This is a genomic window from Rhodococcus sp. NPDC059234, from assembly GCF_042754225.1.
Taxonomy (GTDB): domain Bacteria; phylum Actinomycetota; class Actinomycetes; order Mycobacteriales; family Mycobacteriaceae; genus Rhodococcus_G.
The window spans coordinates 1-17,753 of record NZ_JBHZAH010000104.1; the positions used below are offsets into that span (position 1 = coordinate 1).

The following is a 17,753-nucleotide window of genomic DNA, read 5'->3' on the forward strand; positions in this document are numbered from 1 at the left end:
CGCCCCCGCGCCGGGGGGGCCGGCCCGGTGCCGGGGGCGGGCCCGCCCCCCCGCCCCCCGGCCGGGCGGCCCCCCCCCGGGGTTTCCACCCCCCCCCCCGGGGGGCGCCGGGCCGGCGTTCGTCCCGTCGGCCGCGGCGCTGTCAGCTGCCGAACGACGGTGCGGGCGTCTTGCCGTCGAAGAGCGCCCGCACGAACGGCACCGTGTCGGCCAGGGACGCGGCCATGGTGCCGCTGTGGTCGGTCGGATAGGTCTTGAACGTCACCGGCTCCCCGTTGCGCGCGAGGGTGCTGCCGAGCAGCAGCGTCGACGGCATGATGATGTCGGTGTCCTGGAGGCCCTGCCCGATGAAGAACGGCTTGTCGTACCCGGTTTCGGGGATACCCATGTACTCGGTGAGCAGGCCGTGCACGTTCGGGATCGACGACAGCGGCTTGGCGAACAGCGAACCCAGTACGAGTCCGCGCACCGACTCCTCGAACGGACCGATGCACTCGGACTCGGCCTTCGCCATCCAGGCCTTGCCCTCGTCGTTCAGCAGCGACGGGATGTTCACCTCGGGGTGGGCGGCGTTCAGGCCGGCGAGAATGTACAGCGCGTAGGCAGTCAGGCCCGCGGGCAGCCCGATCGGCGGCACCCCGGGTCCGGCGGGCGCGACGATATTCTCGATGTAGGCGGGAACGCCCGTGCCGACGGCGCCGCGGTAATCGAGGGCGGGCCCACCGAATTCGGTGGCGTAGCGGGCGGTGGTGATCGCCGCGCCGCCGCCCTGCGACTGGCCGATCGTCACCCATGTGTTCGACAGGGTCGGCTCGGCGCTGCGACCGGCCTTGACCATGTCGACGACGCTGTGTGCCTCCGCCTTGCCGTCCAGGTACGGCATGGTGCCCTCGGTGCCGAGTCCGGCGTAGTCGCTGGCGACGATCGCGTAACCCTGTGCCAGCCACGTTCCCAGGTAGTCGAAGTCGCGGTCCCGGGCAGCCGGCCCCGCTACCGAGGGCGCGCAATCGTCGGCGAGGCCGACGGTCCCGTGCGCCCACGAGATCACGGGCCAGCCACCCGCGGGCGCCTGGCCGGCAGGCAGGAACACGGTGCCGGTGCTCCGCGCCGGTTGGCCGTTCGCGCCGACGGTCCAGTAGGTGAGCTTCTCGGCGTGCGCGGTGCCGGGGTACCAGAGGTTCTGCGGCAGCGGGGCGGTGTCGGTCACGGTGCCGGGCGCGGTGGAGTCCGGGGCGGCGAGCGCGGGCGCTGCACCGAGGACGGCGCCGCCGACGGCAAGGGCGAGACCGAGAATTCCGGCACGAAGTCGGGTGGAGGGGCTCAACACGGCTCCTTCTGCGAGACAGGTCGGTTCGCAAGCCGCGACCGGCACCGCGAGATTATGGGTTGCTTGACCATCTGGTCAAGCTTCTCTTCCTGCCGTCCAGGACAGGAGATCGTCGACCGGCCACGTGTTGACGATCCGATCGGCAGCGACGCCGCAAGACTGTGCCCGCTCGCAGCCGTAACCCTGGAAGTCGAGCTGTCCGGGGGCGTGCGCGTCGGTGTCGATCGAGAACAGACAGCCGCGCTCGAGCGCGAGGCGGATCAGCCGCGACGGCGGATCACGGCGTTCCGGACGGCTGTTGATCTCCACCGCGGTGCCGAACTGCTTGCACGCCTCGAACACGACCTCCGCGTTGAACGCCGACTCGCGACGGGTGCCCCGACCGCCCTCGACGAGCCGGCCGGTGCAGTGCCCGAGCACGTCGACGAGCGGATTCGCGACTGCGCGCACCATCCGCCGGGTCATCGCGTCGGGCTCCATCGCAAGTTTGGAATGCACACTGGCAACGACGATGTCGAGCTCGGCGAGCAGGTCCGGCTCCTGGTCCAGGGTGCCGTCATCGAGGATGTCGACCTCGATTCCGCTGAGGATGCGGAACGGCGCGAGCTCCGAGTTCAGCTCCGCGACCACGTCGAGCTGACGACGCAGGCGCTGCGCGGACAATCCGTTCGCGACCGTCAGACGTGGCGAATGGTCGGTCAGTGCGCAGTACTCGTGCCCGATCAACGCAGCCCGCCGCATCATCTCCTCGATCGGGCTGCCGCCGTCCGACCAGTCCGAATGGGTGTGCAGGTCCCCGCGCAACGCGGCCAGCAGCTCGCGGCCACCCTCGCCGATCTTCTGGGCCTTCGACTTGACCTCGGTCAGGTAGTCGGGCACCCGGCCCGCCCAGGCTTGCGCGATGACAGCCGCGGTCTTGGGCCCGACACCGCTGAGCGCGGTCCAGGTGTCGGTCCGACCGAGGCGGTCGCGCTGCTCCGGCGACAGGACCTCGACGACCTCGGCGGCACGCCGGTACGCCTTGACCCGGTGTGTCTCGGCGCGGGCGCGTTCGAGCCAGAAGGCGATCTCGCGCAACGCCTCGACCGGGTCCATGACCTCCATCCTGGGTCATCCGCGGACGCCGGTCCACCTGTCAGGTGCTACGACTCGAGCAGGCCGGTCCGCCGGGCGAGCCAGTCCAGCTCGCCGGCCAGTCCGGGGACCCACACCTGCCCACTGTGGCCGCCGGGCAACTCGTAGTACCGCACGTCCATGCCCGCCGCGCGCGCCGCGTCGTACATCCGCCGCTGCTGCGGTCGGTACTCGTCGTCCTCGGCGCCGACCACGAACACCCCGGACACCCCGGTGCGCGAGTGCCGCGTGAGCACCTCGCGGGCGCTGACGGCGGCGAACGCGGACTCGTCGCCGCCGAAGGTCGCGGCGACGGTGGCGGCGTGGTCGCCGAGCGACGGCTCGTCCTGTCCGGACATGTCCAGGAACGTCGGGTACACGTCGGGATGATTGGTGGCCAACTGGACCGCGCAGGTTCCGCCGTAGGAGTACCCGCCGATCGCCCGGGCCTGCGGGGCGACATCGACCTGCAGGTGGCTCGCGACCCAGGCGGGGACGTCGACGGCCAGGTAAGTGTCCACGTTCCCCAAACGCGAGTCCAGGCACAGCGGAACGGCATCGGTGGCACCGAGGGCGTCCGGAACCACCACGACCGGGGCCAGTCCGTCGTGTTCCGCGGCGAACGCGGTCGCGGTCTCCGCGAGACCGTTGCCCAGCCAGTCGTCGGGCGCGCCGGGATTGCCCGCGACCAGCACCAACACCGGGAGCAACGGCCGGGGCGCGTCGAGGTACGCGGGCGGCAGGTAGACCAGCGCCTGACGCGCGGCGAATCCCGACACCGTGCCGGGAATGTCGGCGTGCGTGAGCATCCCGTCAGGGGTGCGTCGGACCGGGGGTTGCCACGTCGAGGCGGTCGGCGAGCCGGTCTGCACGCGCGACTGCGAGCCGGGAACCTCGTCGAAGTCGGCCAGCCGCGCGGTCGGCGGGGCCCGATGCCCGGCCAGCGCCCCGAGGGTCGGATACCGTCCGACGTCCCTGTTCACGACGCCTGCCGCGGACACGCAGAGCGCGATCGCCGCGAGCACCGCCGCGATCGCCCGGCGGCGGCCCGATCCGCGAGCCACCACGGCCACCGCGACGAACACCGCCACCAACGCCACCGACACCACCAGGGCGGCGCCCCCCGACACCTGCACCGGCAGGGGACGGTACGCAGCCCACAGCACGACCGCCGACCCGACGGCTGCGGCACAACCGGCGCCCGCGACAACCGCGACTGCCCGCAGCGACAGCCGGCCGACCGCGGCGGCCAGGCCGAGCACACCGAGCGCGCCGATCACCACCATCGCCGCGACCGCCCACCTGCCGGTGACCGACAGGTGCGATGCGGAGATCAGGAGGTGGTGGACGGACGACACGGGGTCAGTATCTCGGGCCGACCCGCGGCGCGCCCAATCGGACACCGCCCGCGGACACCTCGATCAGGCGTTCGCCCGCCGCGTGCCGGACCAGAGCGCGGCCCCGCCCGCGACGGCCGCCAGTCCGGCGCCGGCGGCCAGCGCGATCCCCCGGCCGCCGGTACTCGCGGCGCCCGACTCCGCCGGCAGCTGGACGAGTCCGGTTGCGCCGCGAAGGATCTCGATCGCCGGCAGCGGCCCGCCATTGGCCTCGGAGGCGCTGAGCAGGTCCCCGTTCGGGGTGAACGCGATCGCCTCGCCCTGCGGCTGGTTCGGCATCGGGACCCGGATCGGCGCGGTGCCGGTCAGCGCCGCCGCGATGTCGCCGTCCGGCGCCGGGTACAGGTAGACGTCGGTGTACGTGCGCACCGCGACGACCCTGCCGTCGGCGCTGACCGCGCCGCCGGTGATCAGGATCGACCCGGCGACCGGCATCGGGCTGCCCGGGGTGTCGGTCGGCGCGTAGGCGATCTGCCCGATGCGCTGCAACGGCGCCGGGCCCGGACCGAGCTGGTCAAGGGTGGCGTCGTTCGCCGGCCGGTAGATGCCGCTGGCCGCGAGGACCTCCTTGGTGACGATCACCGGGCGGCCGTCGCGGCCGACCAGCAGCGTCTCCGCGTCGTGCGGGCCGTCCGGGTAGGTGAGCAGGTGCATCGCACCGGCGCCGGTGGCGGGGTCCAGGCCGGTCAGCGACACCTGCTGCCGGACCCTGCTGTTGTCGCCGGTGTCCGAGAGCCAGAGCCGATCGCCGAACATCGCCATGTCCTCGACGTCGACAGGGGTCGGCGGCACCGGCACCGTTCCGGTGACCTGGCACCGACCGTCGAGCACCCAGACCCGGTCGTCGGTTCCGCTGTCGCCGATCGCGTACATCTCGTCGCCGGTGGACACCAGTCCGGATATCTCGGCGAGTCCGGGATCGGTTGGGGTGCAGAGAGTCTCGAAGCGGGCATCGGACACCTGTGAGCCCGTCGAGGAACCGGCCGAGCCGGTGGACCCGCTAGACCCGGGCGCCGCGCCGGCCGGGGCCACGGTCACCACCGCCGAACCAACCATCGCCAGTGCAAGTACCGCCAGCCGGTTACGCATCGACGCGCCCGGTTCCGTCATGTCCATTCCTGTCCGGTCAGGCGCTGTGTCGGTACTCCTGGAGTGCGGAGGCCAGCGCCTCCGGCACCTTCGCGCGGACCAGTGTGCCCTCCGGCTCGTGCGAAGACCCGAGAATTCGCCCATCTGCGTGAATTCGGGCAACCAGGTCACCAGGGGTACGGGACCAGTGCGGTCAGCCCCGCCTCCGGCGGGTCAGAAGCTCGTCTCCACGGGCACGGGCGGCAACGTGACGACCTGACCGGCGTAGCTCAGTCCGGCGCCGAAGCCGAGCAGCAGGGCGAGCTGCCCGCCCTTCGCTTTGCCCGACACCAGCATCTCTTCCATCGCAAGGGGAATCGACGCGGCGGACGTGTTCCCGGTGTTCTCGATGTCGTTTGCGACCGGCACGTCGTCCCCGAGGCCCAGGTTCTTCTTCATGAGATCGTTGATCCGGGCGTTGGCCTGGTGCGGCACGAACACCTCGATGTCCTCGATCGCGACGCCGGACTCCGACAGGATGCTGCCGAGGGCCTTGGGCAGGGTGATCGCCGCCCACCGGAACACCCGGGGGCCTTCCATCGACACCACCATGCGGCCGACCTCCTCCCCGTCCGGGCCCTCGCCCTGCAGGGCCTGCGCCCGGTCCATGTACGCGGGGATGTCGTAGTTCTGGCTGATGGCGGAGGAGTTCTCGCCGTCGCTGCCCCACACCGTCGGCGAGATGCCGTTCCGCTCGCTGGGGCCGACCACCACCGCGCCCGCGCCGTCACCGAAGATGAAGGCGGTGTTGCGATCGGTCGGTTCCATCACCACGGACATGGTTTCGACACCGATGACGAGGACGTACTTGGCGGAACCGGACCGGATCATGTCGGTGGCCACGCCGAGGCCGTAGCCGAAGCCGCCGCAGCCGGAGGCGAGGTCGAACGCCGCGATGCCGTTGATGCCCAGTTCGTGCGCCACCTGCGGGGCGCCGTGCGGAATCTTCGTCTTCCAGCTTCCGGTGGCGAGGACGAGCGCGCCGATCTGCTCCTTGTCGATGCCGCTGTTGCGGATCGCACGCTCGGCCGCGGCCACGGCCATCGACTTCGCGGTCTCGTCCCCGCTGATCCAACGGCGGTTGCGGATCCCGCTGCGCTCGTAGATCCACTCGTCCGACGAGTCGAGGACCTCGCACACCTCGGCGTTGCTGACGATCCGCTCGGGCCGGTAGGCACCGATACCGAGCAGCGACACGTTCTCGTGCCCCTTCTTGACCGCAATGTTGAACATTGATGCTTGCCCTTCGCCGCTGTGAGAGGTGTCCGCGTCCTGTCGACGTGTGAATCGGGGTGGAGCCTACCGATCCGAACCCCGACACCTGTTCAGTTCCGCCGACGCCGCGAGCGGACCCACCACCACAGCGCGCCGCCGACGCCGACCACGAGCCCCGCGCCGACGCTCGCGGCGATCAGCGCCCCTTGGTCCACCTGCAGTGCGATCCCCACCTCCCCGTCCGTGGGGGTGACCAGACCCGTCGCCCCGTACAGGACCTGTATCGGTGGCAGCGGTCCGCCGTTCGCCTCGGACGCACTGAGCAGGTCCCCTGCCGGGGTGAAGGCGATGGCCTCGCCCTGCGGCTGGTCCGGCATCGGGACCCGGATCGGCGCGGTGCCGGTCAGCGCCGCCACGATGTCGCCGTCCGGCGCCGGGTACAGGTACACGTCGGTGTAGGTGCGCAGCGCCACCACCGTGCCGTCCTCGCTGACCGCGCCGCCGGTGATCATCGCCCCGCCCGCGAACGGGACCGGGCCGCCCGGTGTCTCGGTGGGCTCGAATGCGATCTGCCCCACCCGCTCCAGCGCGGTGGGGCCCGGGCTCGGCAATTGCTCGGCGCGCAGCGCACCGGCGGGCCGGTAGATCCCGCTCGCGCCGAACAATTCCTTCGTCACGAGCACCGGGACCCCGTCGCCGCCCAGGAGAATCGCCTCCGCGTCGTGGGCGCCGTCCGGGTACGTGAGCCGGCGCAGGGTGCCCGCGCCGGTGAAAGCGTCCATGTCGATCAGCGCGACGGTGGTCCGCATCCCGGCATTGTCGCCGGTGTCCGAGAGCCACAATCGTCCGCCGCCCTGCGCGAGGTCCTCCACGTCGAACGGGTCGACGGGCAGGGGCAGCGAGCCGGTCGTCCGGCACTGGTCGTCGAGGACCCGGACCGAATCGTCCGACCCGCTGTCGCCGATTGCGTAGATCCCGGCGTCGGTGGCCGCCAGGCCGGACAACTCCTCCAAAGCGGAATCCGTTGGAGTGCACAATATCTCGAAGTCAGCCTCGACGGTCTCGATCGCACCGGAGGCCGAACTCGGCTGCGCAGCCGCGGGCAGCGCGGAGAGCGCGCCCGAGACCAGCACGGTGACGACCACCGCCGCGAGGCGGCTAGGCGCTGTGACGGTAGTCCCGCAGTGCCGAGGCCAGCGCCTCCGGCACCTTCGCGCGGACCAGTGTGCCCTCCGGCTCGTGGGAAGACCCGAGAATTCGCCCATCCGCGTGAATCCGGGCAACCAGGTCACCGCGCGTGTACGGGACGAGCACGTTGACCTCGACCTCCGGGGACTTCACCAGGTCGGCCAGCTGTTCGCGCAGTTCGGCCATGCCCTCGCCGGTGCGGGCGGAGACGAACGCGGCACCCGGCAGCAGGCTGCGCAGCTGGGTCAGCGTCACCGGATCGGCGGCGTCGATCTTGTTGACCACCAACAGTTCCGGCGGGGCCGGCGCATCGGTTTCGCGCAGGACCTCGGTGATCACCTCGCGCACGGCCTTGATCTGGTCGGTCGGCAGCGGGTCCGACCCGTCCACCACGTGCACCAGCAGGTCGGCGTCGGTGACCTCCTCGAGCGTCGACCGGAACGCCTCGACCAACTGAGTCGGCAGGTGCCGGACGAAACCGACGGTGTCGGTGAGGACGTACTGCCGCCCGTCCTCGAACTCCGCCTTACGGGTGGTCGGGTCCAGGGTGGCGAACAGCGCGTTCTGCACCAGGACGCCGGCACCGGTGAGCGCGTTGAGAAGACTGGACTTGCCGGCGTTGGTGTAGCCCACGATGGCGACCGACGGCACCTCGCTGCGCAACCGCTGGGTCCGCTTGGTGTCGCGGGCGCCCTTCATGTCCTTGATCTCCCGGCGAAGCTTGGCCATCCGCTCCCGGATCCGGCGCCGATCGGTCTCGATCTTCGTCTCACCGGGGCCGCGCAGGCCCACACCGCCGTTGCTGCCGGCGCGACCGCCGGCCTGCCGCGACATCGACTCGCCCCAGCCACGCAGCCGCGGCAGCATGTACTGCATCTGCGCGAGGGCGACCTGCGCCTTGCCCTCGCTGGAGGTGGCGTGCTGGGCGAAGATGTCGAGAATCAGCGCGGTCCGGTCGACCACCTTGACCTTGACCACCTTCTCCAGCGCGGTCAGCTGCGCCGGAGTGAGCTCGCCGTCGGCGATGACGGTGTCGGCACCGGTCGCGAGCACGACGTCGCGCAGTTCGTTGGCCTTGCCGGACCCGATGTAGGTGGCGGCGTCGGGCTTGTCACGCCGCTGCACGAGCCCCTCGAGCACCTCCGAGCCCGCCGTCTCCGCCAGCGCCGCGAGCTCGGCCATGCTGGCCTCCGCCTGTGCCGCGGTGCCGGAGGTCCAGACGCCGACCAGCACGACCCGCTCGAGGCGCAGCTGCCGGTACTCGACCTCGGTGACGTCGGTCAGTTCGGTGGACAGCCCGGCGACGCGGCGCAGCGCGCTGCGGTCGTCGAGCTGCATCTCGCCGATCGAGGGGTCGTGCCCGTGATGTTCGTCGAAGTGATCGGCCTCGTGCTCGTCGAAGCCGTGGGTGTCGGTCTTGCCGCGTGTTTTCGTCATACAACGCCCATGGTCCCACGCCGGGCCCGTGCCGTGCACCCGGTTATCGCGCTCAGGCCAGCGCGTCCCACCACGCCTCGTCGATCCGACCGGAGGCGACCAGGACCGACGGGCCACGCAGCCACGCCCGACCCGCACGCACGGTCACCTCGACCTCGCCGCCGGGCACCCGGACGCGCACCTGACCGTCGGCACGTCCGGCCGCGCGCAGTGCCGCCGTCGCCGCCGCGACCGTACCGGTGCCGCAGGACCTGGTCTCGCCGACTCCGCGTTCGTAGACCCGCATGTCGACGGCGCCGTCGACGAGCGGAGTGAGGATCTCCACGTTCACCCCGCTCGGGAAGAACGACAGGTCGAAGATCGGCGCACGGGTCAGGTCGAGGCTCGCCAGCTTGTCCGCGGTGAGAGACTCCGACACGCACGCCAGGTGCGGGTTACCGACGTCGATGCCGAGACCGGTGAGCAGCTGCCCGTCCACCGTCGCGGTGGTGACGCCGAGTTCGCGGACCGGACCCATGTCCACGGTCACCTCGCCGAACGAGCCCTCGCCGCGGTGCACCACCACCGGCCGGGGACCGGACCGGCTGCCGACGACGAACTCGTCGGACCGCTCCAGCCCGGTGGCACGCAGGTAGTGCGCGAAGACCCGAACGCCGTTGCCACACATCTCGGCGATCGAACCGTCGGCGTTGCGGTAGTCCATGAACCAGTCGCCCTCACCGACACCGTCGGGCAGCGTGGCGAGCACCCCGGCGGCGCGCAGCGCGCCGGCCCGCGCGACCCGGAGTACGCCGTCGGCGCCGAGACCGCTGCGGCGATCGCACAGCGTGGCGACTCGGTCGGCGCGCAGATCGAGCTCGACGTCCAGGTCGGGCAGCACGACGAAGTCGTTCTCGGTGCCGTGTCCCTTGCTGAATTCCATACCTGTCATGTTACCGAGCGTGGCGTCCTGCTCGGCCACGCCCGCGAACAGCGCCAGCCGGGCCGCGAGCCGCGCCGCGGTCGCCCGGGACAGTCCGTCCGGGTTCGTCTGCCATTCGATGTCGAACTCGTCGTCGCTCATCCGTGCCTCCGAGCGGTCAGCGAGGCGCCTCCACGCTGCCTCGCGATCTCGTAGAGGCACACCGCGCCGGCCGAGGGCGCGCCGAGCGAACTCGCGGCCCCTCCGATCGGGATGCTCACTGTCACATCGCAGGCCGCGCGCCAGGACGCGCTCATGCCGCGGGTCTCGTTTCCGATCACCAGAATCGTGCCTCCACCGAAGTCGTGCTCGAAGATGGGCACCGCGCCGTCCTCGTCGGTCCCGACGATCATCAGATCACGGCCCGACCGTCGCAGCCGCTCCCGCATGGCCAGTACCTCGCTCGCGTCGGCCGCCGAGTACACCGGCAGCGCGAAAAGGGAACCGGTCGAGGCGCGAACACACTGCGGGTCGAACGGATCGGCGGCGTGCCCAGCGACGACCACCGCGTCGGCGCCGAAGGCGTTGGCGGACCGGATCAGGGTGCCCAGGTTTCCGGGTGAGGACGGCCGGTCGAACACCACCACCAGCGGCGCACCGGAGGTCGGGTCGAGCGCGCCGAGACCGCGCTGACGGGTCTTCGCGACCGCGATGAGTTCCGGTGCGGCGTCGGCCTTCTCCCCCAACTCGGCCATCAATTCGCCGCTGACGCCGACCTTCTCGCCGGACCAGGCGTCCCGGACGCCGCGCGCCCACGCCGACAGCGGCGCGTCGTCGACCCGGTAGAGCAGCGTCTCGATCGGCCAGTCGTGCTCGATCGCGAGGGTCAGCGGCCGCACGCCCTGGATCAGGAACCGCCCCGCCTTGGTGCGCTTGGCCCGGGTGCCCAGGTAGGACTGCCACTGCTGGAAACGGGCGTTGCGCACCGTCACCCGCGGGTCGCGGTGCCCCGACTGCACTGTCCGCTGCGGCGTCGACCGCTGGGTCTTCTTCGTCACGCTCTCTCCACCATCGTCATTGCCATCTCGACCAGGTCCGCACGGGCCGCGTCGAGCCAGTGCACCCGCGGGTCGCGCCGGAACCACGACCGCTGCCTGCGCACGTATCGGCGGGTGCCGATCAGGGTCCGCTCGCGCGCCTCGTCCATGTCGTACTCGCCGTCGAGGGCGGCCAGCACCTGCGCGTAGCCGATTGCCCGCGGCGCGGTGACGCCCTCGCGCAGCCCGACGTCGATCAGCGCGGTCACCTCGTCGACCAGCCCCTGCTCGAACATCAGGTCCGTGCGCAGGCCGATCCGCTCGTCGAGTTCGGCGGTGTCCCGGTCGACACCGAGCACCACCGTCCCCCAGCGCGGTTCGCCGATGGTCGGCGCGGAGGCCGCGAACGGCCGCCCGGTCAGCTCCACCACCTCCAGCGCGCGCACCATCCGCCTGCCGTCGGTGGGCAGGATGGTCGCGGCGGCCTGCGGGTCCACCCGGGTCAGTTCGGCGTGCACGCCCGCGACGCCGCGCTCGGCCAGGACCGCCTCCCACTTCGCCCGGACCTGCGGGTCGGTCGCGGGGAACTCCCAGTCGTCGAGCAGGGACTGCACGTACATCATCGAGCCGCCGACGATCACCGGGACGCGGCCGCGACGCGCGATGTCCTCGACGTCCGCGCGTGCGGACTGCTGGTAGCGGGCGACGGTTGCGGTCTCGGTGACGTCGAGGACGTCGAGCTGGTGGTGCACGATGCCGCGGCGCTGGTCCCGCGGCAGCTTGGCGGTGCCGATGTCCATGCCGCGGTAGAGCTGCATGGCGTCGATGTTGACGATCTCGCCGCCGAGCCGTTCGGCCAGCGCGAGTCCCAGGTCGGACTTGCCGGTCGCGGTCGGTCCGACCACCGCGACGGGGCGCACGGTCACGGCAGCCACATCCCGACGTGGTATCCGACGCCGTACGGCGCGCCCTGGTAGTAGGTGTCGCACCGCGGGGCGTCGTCGCCGAACACCCCGGCCAGCACCTGCCAGGCCGCCCGCCCGGCGATGCCGAGGTCGAGGCAGGCGACCGGGTCGAGCTGCCGCAGGTATTCGAGGTCGCCTGCGCCCAGAGCGCGGTCGAGCTCGCGCTGGGCCTGGGGTGCGCGCTCGTCGAAGGCCCCGGGCGCCTTGGCGGTGAGGGTGTTCGCCCCGTCCGCGACCACCAGCACCCCGCAGGCGCCGGGGGCCGCGTCGAGCGTGTCCCGCAGCCGCGCGCCCAGCTCCGCGCAGTACACCGGGGAGGTGTCCTCGGCGACGATCACCGCGGTCGCCGACGACCACGGCGACGCCTCCGCACGCAGCCACCCGGCGACCAGTGCGGCCAGCGGAAGGTCGGGATCAGCGGCGGTGTCGGCCCCGGCGGACATCGAGACCCGGAGGTCGACGCCGAAGCCGCGGAAGGTGCCCCGCGCGTCGGCCGGTACCTCCGATTCGGTGGGTCCGACGCCGATCACGGTCCAGTCCGGGGCTCGCTCGCCCAGCGCGAGGGCGGCGGCCAGGCTCGCTTCCCGCAGCTCCACGGTCTCGGCCGCGGCCGCGCCCGCCAGGGCGGGAATCAACAGGGGTGGCGAGGAGACCAGGGCCGCGGCGGTGAACACGCTGGCAACGGTAGTCGACCCCAGAATCCCGACTCTCGGGGTCCGAACTGTTTCAATAGTCGTGACCGCTCGTTCCGGGTTGAATGAAACCCGAGAGACCGAGCCAACGGCAGCCGTGACGCGCGGCAGGGAAGAGGAGTCATGACCGACAGCAGCGCACCCAAGCCCGGCGCACCCAAGCCCGGCGCCCCGAAGCCGGGCGCGCCCAGGCCCGGAGCGGTGAAACCGGCCGTGCCTGCGGTACCGGCCGCGGTGCACGCGCCGACGGTGGCCCCGCCCAGCGATCCGAGCCTCTTCGGCCGCGTCGACGAGGACGGCACCGCCTGGGTCAAGACGGCCGACGGGGAACGTCAGATCGGGTCCTGGCAGGCCGGCGACGCCGCCGAGGGCCTCGCGCACTTCGGCCGGCGCTACGACGACCTGGCCACCGAGGTGGGCCTGCTCGAGGCCCGACTGTCCTCCGGCGCCGGTGATGCCAAGAAGACCAAGACGGCCGCGACGGCCCTCCTGGAGTCGCTGCCGACCGCGGCGGTCATCGGCGACGTCGACGCGCTGACTCACCGTCTCGAGGCGGTGATCGCCGGCTCCGAGAAGGCCGCCGTTGCGGCCAAGGAGGAGCGCGAGCACGAGCGCGAGGAGCACACGCACCGCAAGGAGGAGCTCGCGGCGGAGGCCGAGCAGATCGGCGCCGAGTCCACCCAGTGGAAGGTCGCGGGCGACCGCCTGCGCGAGATCCTCGACGAGTGGAAGACGATCCGCGGGGTCGACCGGAAGGTCGACGACGCGCTGTGGAAGCGCTACTCGAAGGCCCGGGAGGCCTTCAACCGCCGACGCGGGGCGCACTTCGCCGAACTGGACCGTGACCGCGCCGCGGCGAAGACCGCCAAGGAGGAACTGGTAGTCCGCGCCGAGGAGCTGTCCGGTTCCACCGACTGGGGTCCCACCGCGGGCGCGTTCCGCGACCTGCTGGTGGAGTGGAAGGCCGCGGGCCGGGCCCCGCGCGAGGCGGACGACGCCCTGTGGAAGCGCTTCAAGGGCGCCCAGGACGTGTTCTTCGAGGCCCGCAACGCCGCGGCCTCGGAGCGGGACGCCGAGTTCGAGGGCAACGCGGTCGCCAAGGAGGCACTGCTGCGCGACGCCGGGGACATCGACCCGTCGAAGGATCTCGAGTCCGCGCGCGCCGCGCTGCGCGACCTGCAGGAGAAGTGGGACGAGATCGGCAAGGTGCCGCGCGAGCGGATGCACGACCTCGAGTCGAAGCTGCGCGCCGTCGAGAAGAAGGTGAAGGACGCCGTCGACTCCCAGTGGCGCCGAACCGATCCCGAGGCGATGGCCCGCGCCGCCCAGTTCCGCGAGCGGGTCGCCCAGTTCGAGGAGCAGGCCGCGAAGGCGACCGCGGCGGGCAAGAGCAAGGACGCGGAGAAGGCCCTCGCGCAGGCCCAGCAGTGGCGCGAGTGGGCGGACGCCGCGGAGGGCGCCGTCAACGAGCGGTAGCCACCGCCGGACAGTGCAACGGCCGGCCGGATCGAGGCGAGTCCCACGGGACTGCCGCCAGATCCGGCCGGCCGTTGCGCGTTGCGGTGAGCGTGCCCCCCGCTATTTGTTCAGATCGCCCCAGATGTCACGCTGCTCGGCCTCCGCGGTCTTCTCGCGACGTTCCTGCTCGGCCGCGAGCTGGACGGCGGTACGGCTCCACACCACCCGGATCCAGTGGAAGGTCAGCACCAGCACCACGATCCAGCCGAGGATCAGTCCGATGCCGGGGCCGCCACCGGGATCGGACGGCGACAGGGTCTGGCGGGACCAGATCGCGAGCATGCCGAACACGTCGGCGACCGCGCAGCCCGCCAGTGACAGCCACGCCAGCGCCCACCGGCGGGTGACGAGTGCCAGCGCGCCGAAGACCACGCCGAAGACCAGTGCCAGCCACACGAACACCCGGGACGGCAGCGCGATCGACTCCGCCACCGCGGCATCGTTGCCGACCAGCACGTCCCAACCGTTCGCGCCCCCGGTGTGCGGCAGCGCGAAGGAGAGCAGCAGGAGCAGCACACCGACCGCGACCACCACACCACGCAGACCTGGATCGATCTCCGAGTTCACCTTCCGCTCGGCCGCGTCGATGTCCTTGCGGTACTGCTCGAGGTCGTCCTCGGGCCGGTTGTCGGTCATGCTCCACATCCCGTCGCGGTGGGCAGCGGCGCGGGCGCGCCGATCTGCGGTAGTCCCAGTCCGACGCCGATCGGCGGCGTCTTGGGGGTGATGCCCCGTTCGTGCGAGTCGCCGGCGCGCGTACGGCGGTGGGTCAGCACCGGGTCGTCCGCGATCAGGTGGTGCGGTGCGGCGCCGGTGACGACGGTCGTGACGACATCGCCGGGCCGGACGTCACCGTCGAGGTTGCCGTCGGGGCGGAAGTGCACGAGCCGGCCGTCGCGGGCGCGGCCGCTCATCCGCTGGGTGGCGGCGTTCTTGCGGCCCTCCCCCGCGGCGACGAGCAGCTCGACCTCGGCGCCGACCAGCTTCTGGTTCTCCTCGAGGGTGATCAGCTCCTGCAGGGCGATCAGGCGGTCGTAGCGTTCCTGCACGACCTCCTTCGGCAGCTGCTCGTCCATCTCGGCCGCCGGGGTGCCGGGACGCTTCGAGTACTGGAAGGTGAAGGCGCTGGTGAACCGCGCCTGCCGGACCACGTCGAGGGTCTGCTGGAAGTCCTCCTCGGTCTCGCCGGGGAAGCCGACGATGATGTCGGTGGTGATCGCGGCGTGCGGCATCGCGGCGCGGACCTTCTCGATGATGCCGAGGAACTTGGTGCTGCGGTACGAGCGGCGCATCGCCTTGAGGACGCGGTCGGAACCGGACTGCAGCGGCATGTGCAGCTGCGGGCACACGTTCGGGGTCGCGGCCATCGCCTCGATCACGTCGTCGGTGAACTCCGCGGGGTGCGGGGAGGTGAACCGGACCCGTTCGAGGCCCTCGATCTGCCCGCACGCGCTGAGCAACCTCGCGAACGCGCCGCGGTCGCGGGGCAGTTCCGGGTCGGCGAAGGAGACGCCGTACGCGTTGACGTTCTGGCCGAGCAGCGTCACCTCGAGCACACCCTCGTCCACCAGGGCCTGCACCTCGGCGAGGATGTCGCCGGGCCGCCGGTCGACCTCCTTGCCGCGCAGCGCGGGCACGATGCAGAACGTGCAGGTGTTGTTGCAGCCGACCGAGATCGACACCCAGCCCGCATAGGCGGACTCGCGCTTGGCCGGCAGCGTCGACGGAAACGCCTCGAGGGAGTCGAGAATCTCGACCTCGGCCTGCTCGTTGTGCCGGGCCCGCTCGAGCAGGGTCGGCAGCGAACCGATGTTGTGGGTCCCGAACACGACGTCGACCCAGGGCGCCTTCTTGACCACGGTGTCGCGGTCCTTCTGGGCGAGGCAGCCGCCGACGGCGATCTGCATGCCCGGGCGGGACTCCTTGGTCGGGCGCAGGTGCCCGAGCGTGCCGTACAGCTTGTTGTCAGCGTTCTCCCGGACCGCGCAGGTGTTGAACACGAGCAGGTCGGGCACGGCGCCCGGCTCGGCCTTGCTGTAGCCGGCGTCCTCGAGCAGACCCGACAGTCGCTCGGAATCGTGCACGTTCATCTGGCAGCCGAAGGTGCGCACCTCGTAGCTGCGGTGGCCCGGTTGAGACATTTCATCCTGCATTGCTGACACGTCTCAGGGTAGCTCACCGCCCCGTGTGCACCCACATACGCCCTGGTAGAGCCTGAACTCGTGTGACTCACACCCTACGACCGATCGCGGGCCCCGGGACTCACCGGAGCAGGAACTCGAGTGCGACTCGCTCGAATGCCTCCTTGGCTTCGACCATCACCCAGTGTCCACAGTTCGGGAACACGTGCAGCTCGGCGTTGGGGATCAATCGCAACGGCATCATCGGCATGTCCGGCGGGCACTGCCGGTCGTCGAGCCCCCACGTCAGCAGGGTCGGGCATTGCACCTTGTGCATCATCGACCAGTACGGCGGCACATCCGAGTTGGCCATGAACTGCTGCTGCGCGGCAAACGCGGCGGAGCCGTACATCGCGGCGAGCGTCTTGTGCGAGGCCGGATCGCTCGCGGTCTCCCAGCGTTCCTCGATCCGTTCCTCGGTGACGAGAGACCGGTCGTACACCATGCACTCGAGCCAGCGAACCAGCTTGTCGCGACTGGGTCCGTCGGCGAACTCCTGCAGCAGACGGGTGCCCTCGCTCGGGTTCTGGCTGAAGATGTTCGGCCCCACCCCGCCGATGGTGATCAGCTTGCTCACCCGCTCGGGATGCCTCATGGCGACCGTGGTTCCGACGACACCGCCCATCGAATTGCCGACCATCGCGGCCGACTCGATGCCCAGGGCGTCCATGAACCGGATCACCGACGATCCCGCGGTGATCACGGGATGCCCGTCCACCGGGTCACTCACGCCGAACCCCGGGAACTCGAGGATGTAGCAGTGGAACCGCTCCGCGAAGACCGCGAGGTTTCCTCGATAGTTGCGCCAGCCGCTCACGCCGATTCCCGAGCCGTGCAACAGGATCAGCGGCGGACCCTCCCCTGCCTCGTGGTAGCGCAGCACCCCCTTGTCGGTCGCGACTTCCCTCGTGGTCCCTCGTAGCTCACGTCCATGGCGCAAGACTAGAACGCGTTTCATTTTCGGGCCACCACTTCGACCGGATCGACCGACATCGACTCCACGCAAGCTCGGCTCCGCACGGCCGCCCGACGAGCAAGGCGCGATCAACCGCCAGAACTTCAAGCATTTTCGGCACAGAGCACCGACCGATGCGCCGCGGGCCCGCCGGAACCCGGGAACCCGAACAAGGAAACCGGCGAGTCCGTTGCACTTCCCAACCCGCTGGAACATGTTCTAATTTAGGTCCATCGGCCGGATCATCTACAGAGACGAGGGAAGTCATGGGTCAGGTCCAGGATCGGATCGAGCAGTACGCGGAGGAGATCCGCGCCGAGGGTGTCGAGGGCGACAAGCTGATGCGGCTGTCGGACACCGCCGCCAAGCGACTGCGCGATGCCGGCGCGATCCGGATGCTCCAGCCCAAGGAGCACGGTGGACTCGAGGTGCACGCGCGGGAGTTCGCGGAGACCGTGATGAGCATCGCCGCGATGGACGGTGCCACCGGATGGGTCACCGGCATCGTCGGTGTGCACCCGTGGGAGCTGGCGTTCGCCGACCCGAAGGTGCAGGAGGAGATCTGGGGCACCGACCAGGACACCTGGGTCGCCTCCCCGTACGCGCCGATGGGCGTGGCCAGGCCGGTCGACGGCGGTTACGTCCTCAACGGCCGCTGGTCGTTCTCCTCGGGCACCGACCACTGCCAGTGGGCGTTCCT

14 protein-coding genes and 2 pseudogenes are annotated in these 17,753 nt (G+C 71.0%); 2 read left to right on the forward strand and 14 right to left on the reverse strand.

Annotation, left to right across the window (positions count from 1 at the left end; genetic code table 11):
• Positions 1-142: 142 nt before the first annotated feature.
• The 11 genes from ACFXGJ_RS19180 to ACFXGJ_RS19230 form a co-directional block, all read right to left on the reverse strand.
• Positions 143-1,324, reverse strand: coding sequence for a lipase family protein (locus ACFXGJ_RS19180; protein ID WP_378623267.1), 1,182 nt, complete (start codon positions 1,322-1,324; stop codon positions 143-145).
• A 78-nt stretch (positions 1,325-1,402) separates the two neighbouring features.
• Positions 1,403-2,422 carry a PHP domain-containing protein gene (locus ACFXGJ_RS19185; protein WP_378623269.1) on the reverse strand — a complete coding sequence of 340 codons (1,020 nt, stop codon included), beginning with the start codon at positions 2,420-2,422 and terminating at the stop codon, positions 1,403-1,405.
• A 47-nt stretch (positions 2,423-2,469) separates the two neighbouring features.
• Positions 2,470-3,798, reverse strand: coding sequence for an alpha/beta hydrolase (locus ACFXGJ_RS19190; RefSeq protein ID WP_378623271.1), 1,329 nt, complete (start codon positions 3,796-3,798; stop codon positions 2,470-2,472).
• 63 nt (positions 3,799-3,861) lie between these two features.
• Positions 3,862-4,947 (reverse strand): hypothetical protein, encoded by a 1,086-nt coding sequence (locus ACFXGJ_RS19195; RefSeq protein ID WP_378623273.1) that lies wholly within the window; start codon positions 4,945-4,947, stop codon positions 3,862-3,864.
• A 192-nt stretch (positions 4,948-5,139) separates the two neighbouring features.
• Entirely contained in the window at positions 5,140-6,198 is a 1,059-nt protein-coding gene (locus ACFXGJ_RS19200; RefSeq protein WP_378623276.1) for a beta-ketoacyl-ACP synthase III, read from the reverse strand.
• A 92-nt stretch (positions 6,199-6,290) separates the two neighbouring features.
• Positions 6,291-7,325: a hypothetical protein gene (locus ACFXGJ_RS19205; RefSeq protein WP_378623278.1), complete on the reverse strand. Its 1,035-nt coding sequence runs from the start codon at positions 7,323-7,325 to the stop codon at positions 6,291-6,293.
• A 13-nt stretch (positions 7,326-7,338) separates the two neighbouring features.
• Positions 7,339-8,805: a GTPase HflX gene (gene hflX / locus ACFXGJ_RS19210; protein WP_378623280.1), complete on the reverse strand. Its 1,467-nt coding sequence runs from the start codon at positions 8,803-8,805 to the stop codon at positions 7,339-7,341.
• A gap of 52 nt (positions 8,806-8,857) precedes the next feature.
• Positions 8,858-9,727 carry a diaminopimelate epimerase gene (gene dapF, locus ACFXGJ_RS19215; protein ID WP_378623294.1) on the reverse strand — a complete coding sequence of 290 codons (870 nt, stop codon included), beginning with the start codon at positions 9,725-9,727 and terminating at the stop codon, positions 8,858-8,860.
• A 137-nt stretch (positions 9,728-9,864) separates the two neighbouring features.
• Positions 9,865-10,725, reverse strand: coding sequence for a TrmH family RNA methyltransferase (locus ACFXGJ_RS19220; protein ID WP_378623296.1), 861 nt, complete (start codon positions 10,723-10,725; stop codon positions 9,865-9,867).
• 35 nt (positions 10,726-10,760) lie between these two features.
• Positions 10,761-11,678, reverse strand: coding sequence for a tRNA (adenosine(37)-N6)-dimethylallyltransferase MiaA (gene miaA, locus ACFXGJ_RS19225; protein ID WP_378623283.1), 918 nt, complete (start codon positions 11,676-11,678; stop codon positions 10,761-10,763).
• Positions 11,666-12,382 carry a hypothetical protein gene (locus tag ACFXGJ_RS19230; RefSeq protein WP_378623285.1) on the reverse strand — a complete coding sequence of 239 codons (717 nt, stop codon included), beginning with the start codon at positions 12,380-12,382 and terminating at the stop codon, positions 11,666-11,668. The genes miaA and ACFXGJ_RS19230 overlap by 13 nt, the downstream gene beginning before the upstream one ends.
• Before the next feature lie 141 nt (positions 12,383-12,523).
• Here ACFXGJ_RS19230 and ACFXGJ_RS19235 point away from each other — a divergent pair, with 141 nt between their 5' ends.
• Positions 12,524-13,876, forward strand: a complete 1,353-nt coding sequence (locus tag ACFXGJ_RS19235) for a DUF349 domain-containing protein (RefSeq protein ID WP_378623287.1) — start codon at positions 12,524-12,526, stop codon at positions 13,874-13,876.
• Between the two features lie 102 nt (positions 13,877-13,978).
• On the opposite strand, the gene ACFXGJ_RS19240 is transcribed toward ACFXGJ_RS19235, so the two are convergent.
• The 3 genes and pseudogenes from ACFXGJ_RS19240 to ACFXGJ_RS19250 all read right to left on the reverse strand — a co-directional run bounded on the left by ACFXGJ_RS19240 (position 13,979) and on the right by ACFXGJ_RS19250 (position 17,031).
• A complete protein-coding gene (locus ACFXGJ_RS19240; RefSeq protein WP_378623289.1) occupies positions 13,979-14,554 on the reverse strand; it encodes a hypothetical protein in 576 nt (191 codons plus the stop codon).
• Positions 14,551-16,059 (reverse strand): tRNA (N6-isopentenyl adenosine(37)-C2)-methylthiotransferase MiaB, encoded by a 1,509-nt coding sequence (miaB, locus tag ACFXGJ_RS19245; protein ID WP_378623291.1) that lies wholly within the window; start codon positions 16,057-16,059, stop codon positions 14,551-14,553. Before miaB ends, ACFXGJ_RS19240 begins: the two co-directional genes overlap by 4 nt.
• A 121-nt stretch (positions 16,060-16,180) precedes the next feature.
• A pseudogene (locus ACFXGJ_RS19250) lies at positions 16,181-17,031 on the reverse strand (alpha/beta fold hydrolase).
• 288 nt (positions 17,032-17,319) lie between these two features.
• On the opposite strand from ACFXGJ_RS19250, the pseudogene ACFXGJ_RS19255 reads away from it, so the two are divergent.
• Positions 17,320-17,753: pseudogene (locus ACFXGJ_RS19255) on the forward strand (hydroxylase); the annotation flags it as partial.

What these genes read in the sequence shown, in the direction of transcription:
- ACFXGJ_RS19185 (WP_378623269.1), bottom strand. Translation starts at nt 2,422, where the DNA reads ATGGACCCGGTCGAGGCGTTGCGCGAGATCGCCTTCTGGCTCGAACGC.
- hflX (WP_378623280.1), bottom strand. Translation starts at nt 8,805, where the DNA reads ATGACGAAAACACGCGGCAAGACCGACACCCACGGCTTCGACGAGCAC.
- ACFXGJ_RS19240 (WP_378623289.1), bottom strand. Translation starts at nt 14,554, where the DNA reads ATGACCGACAACCGGCCCGAGGACGACCTCGAGCAGTACCGCAAGGAC.
- ACFXGJ_RS19195 (WP_378623273.1), bottom strand. Translation starts at nt 4,947, where the DNA reads ATGACGGAACCGGGCGCGTCGATGCGTAACCGGCTGGCGGTACTTGCA.
- miaB (WP_378623291.1), bottom strand. Translation starts at nt 16,059, where the DNA reads ATGTCTCAACCGGGCCACCGCAGCTACGAGGTGCGCACCTTCGGCTGC.
- dapF (WP_378623294.1), bottom strand. Translation starts at nt 9,727, where the DNA reads ATGGAATTCAGCAAGGGACACGGCACCGAGAACGACTTCGTCGTGCTG.
- ACFXGJ_RS19235 (WP_378623287.1), top strand. Translation starts at nt 12,524, where the DNA reads ATGACCGACAGCAGCGCACCCAAGCCCGGCGCACCCAAGCCCGGCGCC.
- ACFXGJ_RS19200 (WP_378623276.1), bottom strand. Translation starts at nt 6,198, where the DNA reads ATGTTCAACATTGCGGTCAAGAAGGGGCACGAGAACGTGTCGCTGCTC.